This window comes from Pedobacter yonginensis (genome assembly GCF_003173595.1).
Lineage (GTDB): Bacteria > Bacteroidota > Bacteroidia > Sphingobacteriales > Sphingobacteriaceae > Pedobacter > Pedobacter yonginense.
The window spans coordinates 87601-102669 of the sequence record NZ_QGNZ01000003.1; the positions used below are offsets into that span (position 1 = coordinate 87601).

Annotated in this window: 13 protein-coding genes; 8 read left to right on the plus strand and 5 right to left on the minus strand. The window is 38.1% G+C overall.

What is annotated here, in order from left to right:
* Positions 1-101 precede the first annotated feature (101 nt).
* From DHW03_RS12060 to DHW03_RS12075, 4 genes are all read left to right on the plus strand, one after another.
* Positions 102-3014 (plus strand): SusC/RagA family TonB-linked outer membrane protein, encoded by a 2913-nt coding sequence (locus DHW03_RS12060; RefSeq protein ID WP_109926107.1) that lies wholly within the window; start codon positions 102-104, stop codon positions 3012-3014.
* An 11-nt stretch (positions 3015-3025) separates the two neighbouring features.
* Positions 3026-4441: a RagB/SusD family nutrient uptake outer membrane protein gene (locus DHW03_RS12065; RefSeq protein ID WP_109926108.1), complete on the plus strand. Its 1416-nt coding sequence runs from the start codon at positions 3026-3028 to the stop codon at positions 4439-4441.
* Positions 4442-4829: 388 nt separating this feature from the next.
* A complete protein-coding gene (locus tag DHW03_RS12070) occupies positions 4830-6245 on the plus strand; it encodes a glycoside hydrolase family 30 protein (RefSeq protein WP_240618528.1) in 1416 nt (471 codons plus the stop codon).
* A gap of 122 nt (positions 6246-6367) precedes the next feature.
* On the plus strand, positions 6368-6838 hold the full coding sequence (locus DHW03_RS12075) for a hypothetical protein (protein ID WP_109926109.1): 471 nt from the start codon (positions 6368-6370) through the stop codon (positions 6836-6838).
* 24 nt (positions 6839-6862) lie between these two features.
* Here DHW03_RS12075 and DHW03_RS12080 read toward each other — a convergent pair whose 3' ends face one another.
* Both DHW03_RS12080 and panB read right to left on the minus strand, forming a co-directional pair.
* Entirely contained in the window at positions 6863-7549 is a 687-nt protein-coding gene (locus DHW03_RS12080; RefSeq protein WP_109926110.1) for an RluA family pseudouridine synthase, read from the minus strand.
* Positions 7550-7623: 74 nt separating this feature from the next.
* Positions 7624-8439, minus strand: coding sequence for a 3-methyl-2-oxobutanoate hydroxymethyltransferase (panB, locus tag DHW03_RS12085; protein WP_109926111.1), 816 nt, complete (start codon positions 8437-8439; stop codon positions 7624-7626).
* 509 nt (positions 8440-8948) lie between these two features.
* Between panB and carA the strand changes: the two genes are divergently transcribed.
* From carA to DHW03_RS12105, 4 genes are all read left to right on the plus strand, one after another.
* A complete protein-coding gene (gene carA / locus DHW03_RS12090) occupies positions 8949-10061 on the plus strand; it encodes a glutamine-hydrolyzing carbamoyl-phosphate synthase small subunit (protein WP_109926112.1) in 1113 nt (370 codons plus the stop codon).
* A 167-nt stretch (positions 10062-10228) separates the two neighbouring features.
* Complete coding sequence (locus DHW03_RS12095; protein WP_109926113.1) at positions 10229-10993, plus strand: ABC transporter ATP-binding protein; 765 nt, start codon at positions 10229-10231, stop codon at positions 10991-10993.
* A 109-nt stretch (positions 10994-11102) separates the two neighbouring features.
* Positions 11103-12179: an ABC transporter permease gene (locus tag DHW03_RS12100; RefSeq protein WP_109926114.1), complete on the plus strand. Its 1077-nt coding sequence runs from the start codon at positions 11103-11105 to the stop codon at positions 12177-12179.
* A 104-nt stretch (positions 12180-12283) separates the two neighbouring features.
* Entirely contained in the window at positions 12284-12967 is a 684-nt protein-coding gene (locus DHW03_RS12105) for an XAC2610-related protein (protein ID WP_109926115.1), read from the plus strand.
* A gap of 14 nt (positions 12968-12981) precedes the next feature.
* Here DHW03_RS12105 and DHW03_RS12110 read toward each other — a convergent pair whose 3' ends face one another.
* The 3 genes from DHW03_RS12110 to pheS are packed head-to-tail and all read right to left on the minus strand — an operon-like array spanning position 12982 to position 15013.
* Complete coding sequence (locus DHW03_RS12110) at positions 12982-13557, minus strand: TetR/AcrR family transcriptional regulator (protein WP_109926116.1); 576 nt, start codon at positions 13555-13557, stop codon at positions 12982-12984.
* Between the two features lie 2 nt (positions 13558-13559).
* A complete protein-coding gene (locus DHW03_RS12115; protein WP_109926117.1) occupies positions 13560-13970 on the minus strand; it encodes a Rieske (2Fe-2S) protein in 411 nt (136 codons plus the stop codon).
* A 2-nt stretch (positions 13971-13972) separates the two neighbouring features.
* On the minus strand, positions 13973-15013 hold the full coding sequence (gene pheS, locus DHW03_RS12120) for a phenylalanine--tRNA ligase subunit alpha (protein ID WP_109926118.1): 1041 nt from the start codon (positions 15011-15013) through the stop codon (positions 13973-13975).
* Positions 15014-15069 lie beyond the last annotated feature (56 nt).

Here is a 15069-nt window from a genome sequence, read left to right on the forward strand (position 1 = left end):
TTATCAACAAGTTACATCGGATTTTTTATTTAAAAAGCTTGCTATTTACATTAAATCGGTGTTAACTTTACCTCATATTATTTTAATAAGAGCAAAAAATTATGAGAAAAAAGTTTACATTACTTATGGTGTGTATTCTATGCGGAATCTCTTTGAGTTGGGCACAGAATATCACTGTAAAGGGCCAAGTAAAAGATCAGAAGGGTCTGCCACTACCTGGCGTTTCCGTTAAAGTAAAAGGATCTAACCAAGGAGCTTCTACTGCAGATAATGGTACCTACACCATTAGTGCACCACAAAACGCGACATTAGAATTTTCGTTCATCGGTTTTAAGGCCATTGAGGAAGTTGTAAATAATCGCACAACCATTAACGTAACCCTATCTGACGACAATCAACAACTGAATGAAGTTTTGGTAATTGGTTACGGTACAACAACCAAGAAAGATTTAACCACTGCTGTGGTTTCTATTTCCTCAAAAGATTTAGAAAACCAACCTGTTACGAACCCATTACAGGCGGTACAAGGTAGAGCTGCTGGTGTTCAAATCAGTTCTCAATCTGGTAAACCAGGTTCAGGTGTGGCCATTACAATTCGTGGTAACACTTCAATTAATGCATCGAACAGTCCCTTATATGTTATTGATGGAGTTACATCAAGAGATGCGAGCTTTTTAAATCCTACGGATATTGAAAACCTAGTTATCTTGAAAGATGCATCGGCAGCTGCAATTTATGGATCTAGTGGTGCCAATGGTGTGATTTTAATTACAACTAAAAAAGGAAGTTCAGACAAAATTAGGGTTGCCTTTAATGCTTTTACAGGTTTTTCTAACTTATGGCAGAAACAAGATGTTTTAAACAGAGATCAATACATTGCTTTGATGAGTGAATTGGGTTATGGTGTGAGTGGCTTAGGCAACGAAAATACAGATTGGCAAGATTTAACATTTGGAACAGGCACTCAAAACAGCTACCAAGCATCGGTATCTGGGGGTGTTAAAGGTGGAGTATATTCATTTTCTACAGGTTATCAACAAGATAAGGGAGTAGTTGCTCCAGCTAAACTTGATAAATATACTGCACATTTTAATGGATCACAAAGCATTACCAAGTGGTTAAAATTAACAGGAAGTGCTGCTATAACTCAAAGTAACTCGATTGATGTTTCTGATAATGCAAACGTAGCAAGAGGTGGAACAATTTTATCTGCCTTAACTACACCACCAACTATCGGTATTTATGCAGCAAACGGAACTTATGCTTTCAACCCTTACAAAGGTGGATCAGAAAATCCAATAGCAAATGCGATGGCTGCTAAAAATAGCAATAGAAATTTCCGTTTCTTGGGCGCTTTTGCAGCAGAGATAAACTTTACGCCTGCACTCTCTTTCAAATCAAGCATCAGTACAAATAACAGCGATGGCCGCTATTCGTACTTCCTTGATCCGTACTCGACTGATTATGGTAGATCACAGAAAGGAATAAGAAATGCAAACTTTAGTACCGATCATGTTTGGTTAAATGAAAACATCTTAAACTACACCAAAAACGTGGGTAAAAATGCTTTCACTGCAACAGGTGGTATGACCTTGCAAGAATCAAAATATTACTATTTGGGTTATAATGAACAAAATTTCATTGGTACAAGTGGGCAGCTTTTGGATCGTGGAACTTCAATTCCAGTTCAGTTACCAACTGCGTCACAATGGTCTAAAAGATCATATTTAGCCCGTGTTACCTATGCTTATGATGGCAAATATTTATTCAGCTCGAACTTTAGAGCGGATGGTTCATCTCGTTTTGCTCCTGCAAACCGCTATGGTTATTTCCCTTCGGCATCCATCGGATGGAGAATTTCAGGTGAGAATTTCTTAAAAGATGTGAAATCTATTAACGACTTAAAGTTAAGAGCCAGCTGGGGTAAAGTTGGTAACGATGAAGGTATTGGAGACTATTCTTACCTAGAATTGTACACGCCTACCACACAAGGATCATATAACTTCTCACAATTGGCTAACCCTACTTTAAGTTGGGAAGAAACAACTCAAACCAATATTGGGTTAGACTTATCGATGTTTAATAGTCGTATTGTATTTACAGCTGATGCTTACTTGAAGAAAACAGATGGTTTGTTAATTCAACAACCTATTCCAAATTCAACCGGTTTTGGAAGCATTACCAGAAATGTGGGTGCAATGGAAAACAAGGGTATTGAGTTTGTTTTGTCAACGAAAAACTTTATCCGCGATAAATTTACCTGGAATACCGACCTTAACTTCTCTTTAAACAGAAATAAGGTAACCAGTCTTGGAGATCGCGTTTCTTCAATTAATTTTGGTGGAATTTATGAGCGTGATGCCGCGATAAGAGTAGTGACTGATCGCCCGTTGGGTAGTTTCTATGGCTATGTTTCAAATGGCGTTGATCCTCAAACAGGAAATATCAGTTATCAAGACATTAACGGCGATGGATCCATCACCCCAGCCGACAGAACATTTATTGGATCTGCACAGCCAAGCTTTACTTATGGCGTAAATAACACATTCACCTATGGAAATTTCGGTTTAAATTTCTTATTCCAAGGCGTTCAAGGTAATGATATGTTTAATGCTTCTAGAATGGAACTTGAGGGAATGAATGATTCTAAAAATCAATCTACAACGGTATTGAATCGTTGGACAACTCCAGGTCAAATTACGAGCATTCCAAAAGCAATTAAAGATAATACCACCAATACCTACACATCTAGCCGTTTTGTAGAAGATGGTTCTTATCTACGCTTAAAAACAGCCACCCTCTCGTATAACTTTGGGGCTATGAGCTTAGGTAAATTAAAAATGAGTAAGCTTATGCTGTATGCAACCGGCTACAATTTATTAACTTTTACAAAATATACAGGATTTGATCCAGAGGTTAACGTAAATTCAGCCAACGGTCCGGCAATGGGAATCGATTATGGTACTTATCCTCAATCAAGAACATTTTTATTTGGTGTTAACGTAGGATTTTAATTTAAACAAAGATGAAACTAAAAATATATTCACTAATTGCGGTTAGCACTGTTTCTCTGGCGCTAAGCAGTTGCAAAAAAGATTTCTTAGATCAAACTCCAATTACTCAGGTTGGACCAGATGTAGCGTTTGCTGATGCTGCAGCCGCTGAAAAATTAATTCAGGGCGCATATGATGGTATGTATAACGATTACCACATCTGGGATTATCAAACCAATGGGGATGTACGATCAGACAATGCTTATTCTGGTGGCGACAATCCAGCAAACTTTCAAATCGACTTATTTACTGTAAACTCTACAAATGGAAACGTTCTAAGAGATTGGAATTCATTGTATAGCGATATTAAAAACTGCAATCTAATCTTAACTAATGTGCCTAACATTAAAGATTCAAAACTTGAAGTGAACAATAGAAGGAATCAGATTTTAGCAGAGGCAAGCATTTTAAGAGCTTACATGTATTTTAACTTAGTAAGGCTTTGGGGTTCAGTTCCGTTGGTAACTAAAATTCCTTCAGAAGGAGCAGATTTCTACCCTGCAAAAGCTAGTGTTGACGCCATTTATGCGCAAATTATTAGTGATTTAGAATATGGTGCAGCCAATGCCCAAACTACATCGGCTAATAAAGGAATCATGACAAAGGGTGTTGCAAATGCGCTACTAGCGAAAGTTTATGCCACAAAAAGCACCCCAGATTGGGCCAAAGTGAGTACTTATTGCGATGCTGTAATCAACGGAGGTTATTCTTTGGTATCAAATTATGATTTCCTTTGGGATTCTAACCACAAAAATAACAGCGAAGCCATTTGGGAAATGCAATACGATGGCTGGGGCGGAAAACATGGAAATTGGATGCCTAGTGTTCTAGTTGGAACAGGATGGAAAAGATTCAATACACCAACAAACGATTTATCAAAAGCTTTTGATAATGAGGGCGATGCAATTCGTAAAGCTTCAAGCATTAAATTTAACAATGTGGTTTCAGAAGGTTGGAGCGATTCTTACTGGAATAAAGCTAGCTATCCGTACATCAATAAGTTCCGTGCTGACGATAAATCGGATAACTATATTTTGAGATTAGCAGATATTATGCTTTTAAAAGCGGAAGCTTTGAATGAGTTAAGTGCTGGTGGATGGTCTTCTGCAGCAACAATTGTGAATACCATTCGTAATCGTGTTGGTTTAGGTGCCACTACAGCTACTGATCAGGCAAGTATGCGTTTAGCCATAGAAAAAGAACGCCGCTTAGAATTGGCTTTCGAAGGTCATCGCTGGTTTGATTTGTTAAGAACCAATAGAGCGGTTGCTGTAATGAATGCCCAAACTGACGGCGCAGGCGCCAACTTAAATTACAACGTAACCACGGCAAAATTACTTTTCCCTATTCCACAAGATGAAATAGATAAAAATCCTAACGTACGTTAGTTTTTTAAACCTCAATCTAAGGGGAATGATTATTTCTTCTTAGATTGAGGTTTATCTTTAAAGACGGGCTTATATCACTCTTTGTTGATTCAGAACACCCAAACAAGAAAGAGGTTAATCCACAATCCCTTATTAAATCCCTAAAGCATTGCTAAAAACCTACAAAAACAAACTTGATGTTGCTGAGATAACCCACTCGCCATCAAACCCGTTTAAACACACACAGTAACCAATTGCCTTTTGGCAAAACAAAAGAGCTTGTAACCAACAAGCATATTTTGAGTACATCACTATCGCAATATTTCTATTATTTTCAATGAGCATCGATACCCTAAAATCCCTAACCAAAACTATAATTATGAAACCTATTTACAACTTGGGAGCTACAATGTGCATATTACTAGCCGCATGTGCATGCACAAAAAACCCAAAAAGTACCACATCCCAACAAACACCAGTTTCTGATGAACCTGTAAAAACTGAAGTCGGATTCTGGCTAACAAAAGGCGACCAAACCGCTCTTCTGAAGAAACAAAACATCGCACTTAATTTTACAGCTACAAGCAACAGCAACCCAACTATTGAAGTTGATCCCTCAACAACTTTCCAAAGTATTGATGGATTTGGTTATACCCTAACAGGGGGAAGCGCAAGTTTAATCAACGCACTTCCAACAGCAGATAAAGATAAACTCATCAATGAGCTATTCGGAACTGCCGAAGATGCCATAGGTGTAAGTTATTTGAGAATAAGCATCGGTGCTTCAGATTTAAGTGCAAGCACTTTTACCTATAATGATTTACCAGATGGAGAAACAGATGAAGCACTTGCTAAATTTTCACTAGCAAAAGAGCAGGCTGATTTGATTCCAATCCTTAAAAAAATTGTTGCCGTAAATCCATCGATAAAAATTCTAGGCTCTCCTTGGACAGCTCCAACTTGGATGAAAACGAATAAGAGTTTCATTGGTGGCAGCTTAAAACCAGAATACTATCAAACTTACGCGAAGTACCTCGTGAAATACATTCAGGCCATGAAGGCAGAAGGCATTACAATAGACGCCATTACCCCTCAAAATGAACCGCTCCACCCAGGTAACAATCCAAGTATGTATATGGAAGCTTTGGATCAAGCAAACTTCATTAAAACGGCTTTGGGTCCAATATTCAAAACAGCAGGCATCGCTACAAAAATCATTGTTTACGATCACAATGCTGATAAGCCAGAATATCCTATAGCCATATTAAACGATGCAGAGGCGAAGAAATATGTTGATGGTTCTGCATTCCACCTATATGCAGGGAGTATTTCTGCGTTAACACAAGTGCATAATGCACACCCAGATAAGAATGTATATTTCACCGAGCAGTGGGTTGGTGGACCTGGTAATTTCCAAGAAGACTTAAAATGGCATGTTTCTACCCTAATTGTTGGCGCTACCCGTAATTGGAGTCGTAATGTTTTAGAATGGAATTTAGCCGCCGATCAAAACTATAATCCGCATACCGATAAAGGTGGATGTACCACTTGCTTGGGTGCCATTACCGTAGCCCCTGCGGTGAGTAGAAATGTTGCCTATTATGTTATTGGCCATGCTTCTAAATTTGTCAAACCAGGTTCGGTACGCATCGCATCTAATGTAATTAGCAACTTACAAAACGTTGCTTTTAAAACGCCGGATGGAAAAAATGTTTTAATCGTTTGCAACAACAACAACGATGCTACCGTATTCAATATTAAATACAACAATAAAATCGTAACCAGCACTTTAGAAAAAGGCGCTGTAGCAACCTATATGTGGTAAAAACCTTGTTTATTTGTTTAGTTAAGCCTCGCATTTGCGGGGCTTTCTAGTTTTAAGGATTTTGTGAATAGAAATCTTGGCAAGGGCTTTGCTTAAAATATGCGAATCAATTTAATAATCTAATGAAAAATATCATCTCCACCTTAGTTGTGGCATCTGCATTATTTGCATCCTGCCAAAATACCAGCACGAAAACGACAACAACTACCGATTCTACAATGACAACCTCTGTAGATCATGCAAAGAATGCGGATCAATGCTTTGAGTACATCAAAAATCGTGATACCGCAAACTTAAAACTGGTCGAGGTAAACGATTCCATTTCTGGCGATTTGAGCTACAATTTTTATGAAAAAGATAAGAATAATGGAACAATAAGCGGCATTGTAAAAGGCGATACCCTTATTGCAGATTATACCTTTAACTCTGAAGGATCTAAATCGGTTCGACAGGTAGTTTGGTTGAAAAAAGATGGAAAACTCTTAGAAGGCTTTGGAGACATTGAAGAGACAGATGGCAAAATGAGATTTAAAAACATCAGTCAACTGAGTTTTACAAACGCTTTGCAGTTTAACCCCGTGGAATGTAAATAAAATCTGTAATTACTAAATTAGGATTTAAAGATTTTCAAAACGTTCCCAAAAGCCATCAACTGGTAATTTAGCAAAAATGTTTACGGGTTCTTTTTTAACGGGATGTTCAAATCTTAATCTACGAGCATGTAAACAAATACTTCCCTTTCTACTTCCTCTTGGGTAGCCGTATTTGTTGTCCCCAACAATTGGGCAACCCAAAGAGGATAGCTGTACCCTAATCTGATGGGAACGGCCCGTAAGCGGATCAACCTCGATCAAATAATAATCGCCAAGTTGCGCAATTAAGCGATAGGAAAGTTCTGCTCTTTGCGAGCCTTGAACTTCTGTTTTATAATAGGTTACTACGTTTTTTTGAGGATTTTTAACCAACCAATGCACCAGTGTACCCGACTCTACCTCGGGCTTATTCTTAACTACCGCCCAATAGGTTTTCTTAACCTCACGATTTTTAAATACCGCATTCATCCGCTCCAAGGCTTTGCTGGTTTTAGCAAAGAGAATAACACCACTTACCGGGCGATCCAATCTGTGTACTACACCTAAAAAGGCGCCGTTAGGCTTATTATATTTTTTAGCGATGTACTTTTTAACTTGCTCATCCAAAGGCTCATCGCCAGTTTCATCAACTTGTACAATATCGCCAGCCCGCTTATTGATGGCAATTAAATGATTATCTTCAAAAAGTATGTCCTTGTCGGTAATTGGCATTATTGGTTAAACTGATTAAATGGTAATCGATTACATTAAGGCTTCATTCGGCAGTATTGAGAGACATCAATCTGCTAGTACTGCTCTTTATCGTTTGGAAAATCGTTTGCCTTCACATCCCGGATATAAGATTGTGCAGCACCCAGAATTTCATCATAGAGATTGATATACTGGCGTAAAAAACGTGGCTTAAATCCTTTGGTTAATCCAATCATATCATTCACAACCAATACCTGTCCATCACAATCTGGTCCAGCACCAATACCAATGGTTGGAATTTGAATACTTTCTGATACTTCTTTCCCTAAAGCGGCCGGTATTTTTTCTAAAACAATACCGAAGCAACCTGCATGTTGCAAAGCTAAAGCGTCTGATTTCAACTTATTTGCTTCTTCATCTTCTTTCGCACGTACGGTATAGGTACCAAATTTATAAATAGATTGAGGCGTAAGCCCTAAGTGGCCCATTACAGGAATACCGGCAGTGATAATGCGCTGTACAGATTCTATAATTTCCTCGCCTCCCTCCAATTTAACACCATGCGCTCCAGACTCCTTCATAATGCGAATAGCAGAATTCAAGGCTTCTTTTGAATTTCCTTGATAGGAACCAAATGGCAGATCGACAACCACAAAAGCACGTTTAACTGCCCTAATTACGGAGGCCGCATGATAAATCATTTGATCTAAAGTAATTGGCAAAGTGGTTTCATGGCCAGCCATGACATTTGAAGCAGAATCGCCAACCAGTAAAACATCTAACCCAGCATCATCCAAAATGGTTGCCATGGAATAATCGTAAGCGGTAAGCATAGATATTTTCTCGCCACGTTGCTTCATTTCTTGCAAAATGTGCGTGGTTATCCGTTTAATTTCTTTGTGTACTGACATGCTTTTTGTTTTCTACCCCAAAAGTATTGTTTTTTATTTAAGCAGAAAGGGTAAAGCGGAAAGATGAAGCCGAAAAGACTAAAGTGGAAAGACCGAAGCTGAAAGACCGAAGCTGAAAGACTGAAGCTGAAAGACCAAAGCTGAAAGACTGAAGCTGAAAGTCCCAAGACTAAAGACCGAAGACTAAAGCAAAAAGACCAAAGCGGAAAGACTGTAGACTAAAGACCAAAGCGGAAAGATCTAAAGCTGAAGAGTCAATAAACTTTTGCGTTCTTTTGTTTCTTTTGTGGTTGAAAAAAATGGAAAGACCTAAAGTGTGAGACAAACCGCCAATCCAAGCGATAGTATTTTACATTTCTTTTTAGATTCCCATTCTTAAAACCTATCTTTGTACCCCGAAATGAAAGGGAAATATTCATCTTTTTTTGCACCCCGCAAAAACAGCTTTATTGCTGAAACCACTCCCTTTTTAAACTGTTTTTTAAATCAAAATCCATATTGTAATTACCATGACTAACTACACCAAGTTACCTGCGATTTTATTACTGGCCGACGGCACAGTTTTTTACGGCAAAGCTGCTGGAAAAATTGGAACCACTACCGGCGAAATTTGTTTTAATACCGGGATGACAGGTTACCAGGAAATATTTACCGACCCAAGTTATTTTGGTCAGATAATGGTTACCACGAATTCTCATATCGGCAACTATGGAATCCAGAAAGATGAAATCGAATCTGATTCGATAAAAATTGCTGGCTTGGTTTGTAAAAACTATAACATTGTTTACAGTCGCAAACAGGCTACAGAATCCATTCAGGATTATTTTCAGAACGATAACTTGGTTGCAATTTCTGATATAGACACACGTGCTTTAGTTCGACACATTAGAGATAAAGGCGCAATGAATGCCATTATTTCTTCGGAGATTACAGATTTAGATGAATTAAAACAAAAACTAGCTGAGGTTCCATCGATGGAAGGTTTAGAGCTTTCATCACAGGTAAGCACAAAAGAGCCTTATTTTCATGGAAACCCAGAGGCTAGCTTAAAAGTTGCTGCATTGGACTTAGGCATCAAGAAAAACATTCTTCGTAGCTTCGAAAATCGCGACATTTATGTGCAGGTTTTTCCAGCTAAAACTAAATTTGCCGAGATGGAGAAATTTAATCCAGACGGTTATTTCATTTCAAACGGTCCTGGCGATCCATCGGTAATGCCTTACGCTGTCGAAACCATCAAAGAGATTTTAGCCGAAGACAAACCATTATTTGGGATTTGTTTAGGTCATCAGTTATTGGCAGAAGCGAACGACATCGGTACCATGAAAATGTTCAACGGTCATCGTGGATTAAACCATCCAGTAAAAAACATCATTAAAAACCACTGTGAGGTTACTTCTCAAAATCATGGTTTCGGCGTAATTCCAGATGAAGTTAGAAATTCAGACAAAGTTGAAATTACCCACGTAAACTTAAATGATAAATCAATAGAAGGCATTCGCGTTAAAGGCAAAAAAGCATTCTCGGTACAATATCACCCTGAATCTTCTCCAGGTCCTCACGATTCTCGTTACCTATTTGACGATTTCGTAAACGTGATGAAAGGCGAATTGGTCTGGTAAAGAAATTCGAAATACCCCCACTTAAAAATGATACATGATCTGTGAATCTCCGGCTAAGTCTAGCGGAAGATTCGCAGATTTTTTTTATTATCAATCTCTTACCTACTAAAAACATCATTTTACCGACATTGTGATTAAATTCATTTAAAGCTCCTTACATTCGCATTATGGAAACAAAAAAGGCCATTATCAGCGTAAAAAATCTGGTAAAACAATATGATGATTTTGTTGCAGTTCAAAACCTGACGTTTGAGGTTTATGAAAACGAAATTTTTGGTTTGCTTGGACCAAACGGAGCGGGAAAAACCACCACTTTAGAGATCATAGAAACTTTAAGAGAAAAAACATCGGGCGAAATTATTGTTGATGGTTTTTCCGTTGATAAGCAGGCACAAAATATCAAAAAAATCATTGGTGTACAGTTACAAGCCGCTGGTTATTATCCAAACCTAAATTTGGTAGAACTTTTAGAACTTTTTGCTGGATTGTACGGTGCCGACGTTAAACCTATGGAAATGCTGGAGAAAGTAAATCTTCAAGACAAAGCCAAAGCGAAGTACAAAGGGCTGTCAGGCGGACAGAAACAGCGTTTTTCTATTGCCACTACTTTAATTAATCAACCCAAAATTATTTTTCTTGATGAGCCTACAACAGGTTTAGATCCTCAGGCTAGAAGAAACCTCTGGGATTTAATTATAGAAATACGAGATGCTGGGACAACCGTTGTAATTACAACACACTACATGGATGAGGCAGAACAACTTTGCGATCGAGTAGCCTTCGTAGAACGTGGACAAATCATCGCCTTAGATACACCAGACAACCTAATTGATCAATTGGTTAACAGTGGTTTCGAACGAAAGAAAGAGGTTAAAAAGGCCAATCTCGAAGATGTATTCATCAACCTAACAGGCAAAGAGTGGAGAGAGTAATTCCGCTTAAACTAGAAGAAAAGCCAATATTTCGCTTTAAATTTTTCCTTTGCTCTGAACCACCATTAATTACAAACAACGCAACCTACAACTATTAACTAAATCGTAAATGAAACAATACAGCAATACAAAAGCAACGTTTGCCCTTGCAAAAGCCAGCTTCCGTTCCATTATGCGCAGTCCCTCGGCAGTGGTTTTTACCTTAGCCTTTCCACTTATTTTTATCTTGGTTTTTGGTTTTCTAGGGGGCGGAGGAATGCATATTGATGTGGGCATTACGCCTGGCTCTGACCTCAAAAATCCAGTGATTGGAATGCTCGAAAAAACTGGAATGATTCGTTTGGTTAAAAATAAATCAAAGGCTGATTTCGACAAATTATTGGAAAAGGGCAATGTAGATGCGATGATTGACGTGCATAGAAAAGTGAATTCGGTGGCCTATTCCGTAAATATAGTTTATACTTCAGCCTCTATGGATAAAGGAAACATCTTAAAATCAGTTTTGAACAACCTTTTTTACGATAAAAATTTAAAACCATCTGTAGCAGAAATTAAGGAAAGTACGGTTCATGGTCGCGAATATAAAACGATAGATTTTATTTTACCCGGACAGTTAGGTTTCTCGCTATTAAGCACTGGCGTTTTCGGAACGGCATTTGTTTTTTTAAGCCTGCGTCAAACCTTGGTGATTAAACGCTTCTTTGCTACGCCCGTTAAACGATCGAGCATTGTAATTGGCGAAGGCATCGCCAGAATTGGTTTTGCTTTATTGGGTGCATTATTTATCATCTTAATTGGTCACTTCTTCTTTGGCTTTACACTTGTTCACGGACCTGTAACGGTAATTAATATGATTGTTTTGGCAACGCTGGGCGTGATTGTTTTTATGGGTTTTGGTTTTATCATTTCTGGCATCGCAAAAAACGAAAGTATGGTGCCTCCAATATCAAACATTGTTACCTTACCACAGTTTCTATTATCGGGCACGTTTTTTTCGATCGAGGCCTTTCCGAGTTGGTTACAACCCATCAGCAGGGCCTTACCCTTAACCTACTTAAATGATGCCATGCGCAAAGTTGCTTTTGAAGGGGCTGGCCTGTGGGATGTAAAGTTTCAAATTATGATTCTTGTAATTTGGGGTATTGGAATTTATGCGGTGGCTGTTAAAGTATTTAAGTGGGAATAGGAATTCGTTTAGTTTCCAATCCAAAAAGATAAGGACGAGTACGTTAACCTTTTTTAACTTTTAGCGCGTAGATATTGAAGTACTTTTACCAAAAATATCAACGAATGAAAAATATCCTCGTTTTGTGTGTTTTAGTTTTTGCAACAACTTATGCTAAAGCACAATACAAGTTTCTAGCGACAAACAGTTCCAATCAATTTACAGCCAAAATATTTGTAGCCGATTGTGCAAACGGCGTTTGTGGTGGAAAAGCGACCATAATTCTATTTGATAAAGCTACAGAAGCAGAGCTACAAACCTTCAATTCTAGTGATTTAGATTTCACATTAAGCGCCAATCAGAATGCAAATTTGGGTTGGCTAGATTTAGGAAAATACCAAACACCGCTTGTTTTTGGAGATTTTAACTTTGATGGCTTCGAAGATCTTGCCATTAGAAATGGGAGTCGGGGTGCGTATAATGAACCCTCATACGATGTTTATTTGAACGGCAACGGCAATAAGTTTGTTTTGAACGAAGCGCTTACCAAATTGGCAAGCGATAACTTAGGCATGTTTGATGTTGATCGAAAATTAAAACAACTTGTCATACATCAAAAAGATGGTTGCTGTTATGACAAAACCATCAATTATAGCTACGATAATAAAAAAGGTCTAACAGAAGTGTCATCAGTTATTGAAGATTCGAGTATTGGAGATGACGTAACGGTCATCACTCAAAAAATGGTTGACGGGAAAGTGAAAAGAAAGGTAGAGAGATTTAAAATTAAAGATTACTACAAACAGTAAACTCACATACCTTTTTATAGTGCCGCTTTCACTAAAAACGGTAGTATTTCCTTCTGGAAACTTACAAAGTTTTTTCGCACGTCAGAATCGCTAACGGAGGTAAAGGCGAAGGAAAAAACAATGCTTTTACTCGCTTTTAATAGAAAAGCCAATCCTTCCCTCCTTGCGGGATTATTCTTGAAATTATCCAGCTGAAGGTAAGCCGCCAAAAGAAGGGCTTCTAATTGATCGGATAGATGCTTTAAAAACTCTTGAGAATTGGCATTTTCTCTTACAAAATCCCAACCGATAAACTCGTTACAGGCTGTAAAAGACAGTCTGCTGGTTTTCATTACTAAGGCTTTAAGATGCTCTTCTTCAGAAGCATAGCTCAGTTTATTGTGTAAAATTTCGTGAAGATTTGAATCAAGGTAGTCCATCAAAATGCTATCCAACACCTGTTCTTTGCTTTCAAAGTACTTGTAAATGGTTGCCTTAGCAATTCTTGCCTTTTTAGCAATCTCATTAACACTTGTTTTGTGGTATCCGTACTTTCTAAAAAGCTCTTTTGCGGCTTTCTTTACCGTTTCCTTGATTTTATCCGCTTCCATCTTTAATTGCTTACACGTATTGTATTTCCTGTAATCCCTACAGTATATTGTTTCAAATATTTTTCTGCTGGAGCTTTAGCAGGACTTCCATCTTCGAGCAAAAATTTAGCGCCAGAGCATGGATCGGTTACTGTGATGTTAGAATCATCTACAACAACTGCACATTTATTTTGCGGATTTACCGAGCTACACCGATCGTAAGCCAAATATTTTCCAGCAACGTTTCTATATAAAATTAAGCCCGCTATGCCATGCCCGTTAACAACAATTGCTTTGCCAGAACTTAAACCCGTTAAGCTCGGATCGGTTAATAGGGTGCTGTAATTTACCGCTACATCTGGAATAAAATCTTCTTCCTTTCCGCAACCAGATAGAAGCACAAATACGAACACTATGCTAAGTAAATACCTCATTATTAAATCAAAGCCGATTTATATTGCTTTAAGAAACGGACATCATTTTCAGAAAACAAGCGTAAATCTTTTATCACATATTTAAGATTGGCAATACGCTCTATACCCATTCCGAAGGCAAAGCCGCTGTATTTTTTTGAATCGATGCCACAGTTTTCTAAAACATTTGGATCAACCATACCGCAACCTAAAATTTCTACCCAACCGCTATATTTACACAATTGGCAACCCGATCCGCTACAGATGGTGCAAGAGATGTCCATTTCGGCAGATGGCTCCGTGAAAGGGAAGTATGATGGACGGAAGCGAACTTTTGTCCCTTCACCATAAAGCTCTTGAACGAAGTAAAATAGCGTCTGTTTTAAGTCTGCAAATGAAACATTTTCATCAACATACAAACCCTCAATTTGATGGAAAAAACAATGTGCTCTTGCAGAAATAGCCTCATTACGGTACACACGTCCTGGCATAATTGCTCTAAATGGTGGTTTTCCTTGTTCCATCATTCGAACTTGCACCGATGAAGTATGGGTACGCAAAGCGATATCACCTTTCTCTCCGCCTTTTTTAATGAAGAAAGTATCTTGCATATCTCTTGCAGGATGTTCTTCAGGAAAGTTAAGGGCAGAGAAATTATGCCAATCATCCTCAATTTCAGGCCCTTCTTCTACGTTAAAACCAAGTTTTGCAAAAATTTCTACAATCTCCCTACGTACCAAGGCAAGTGGGTGGCGCGAGCCAATTTCGAAACCTTCTCCCGGTAGGGTCATATCCAGTTTCAAATCATCAGATTTAACATTGGCCTGCTCAGTAGATTCTTTTAAGGTAAGGTATTTTGATTCGGCTAGTTGTTTAAATTCATTTAAAACTTTGCCTAACGATTTTTTTTCTTCGACGGAAACCGATTTAAAATCATCAAAAATTTCCTTGATGATTCCTTTGCTTCCTAAATATTTGATTCGGAATTGCTCTAATTCGTCTGCTTTTTCAGTTACAAAAGCATTAATTTTTTCCGTGTATTGTGTTATTTTATCTTGTAACATGGCTTCAAATATACGGCTTATTTTCTAAAATTTTTAGGGTTGGTGGGTTCAAATAT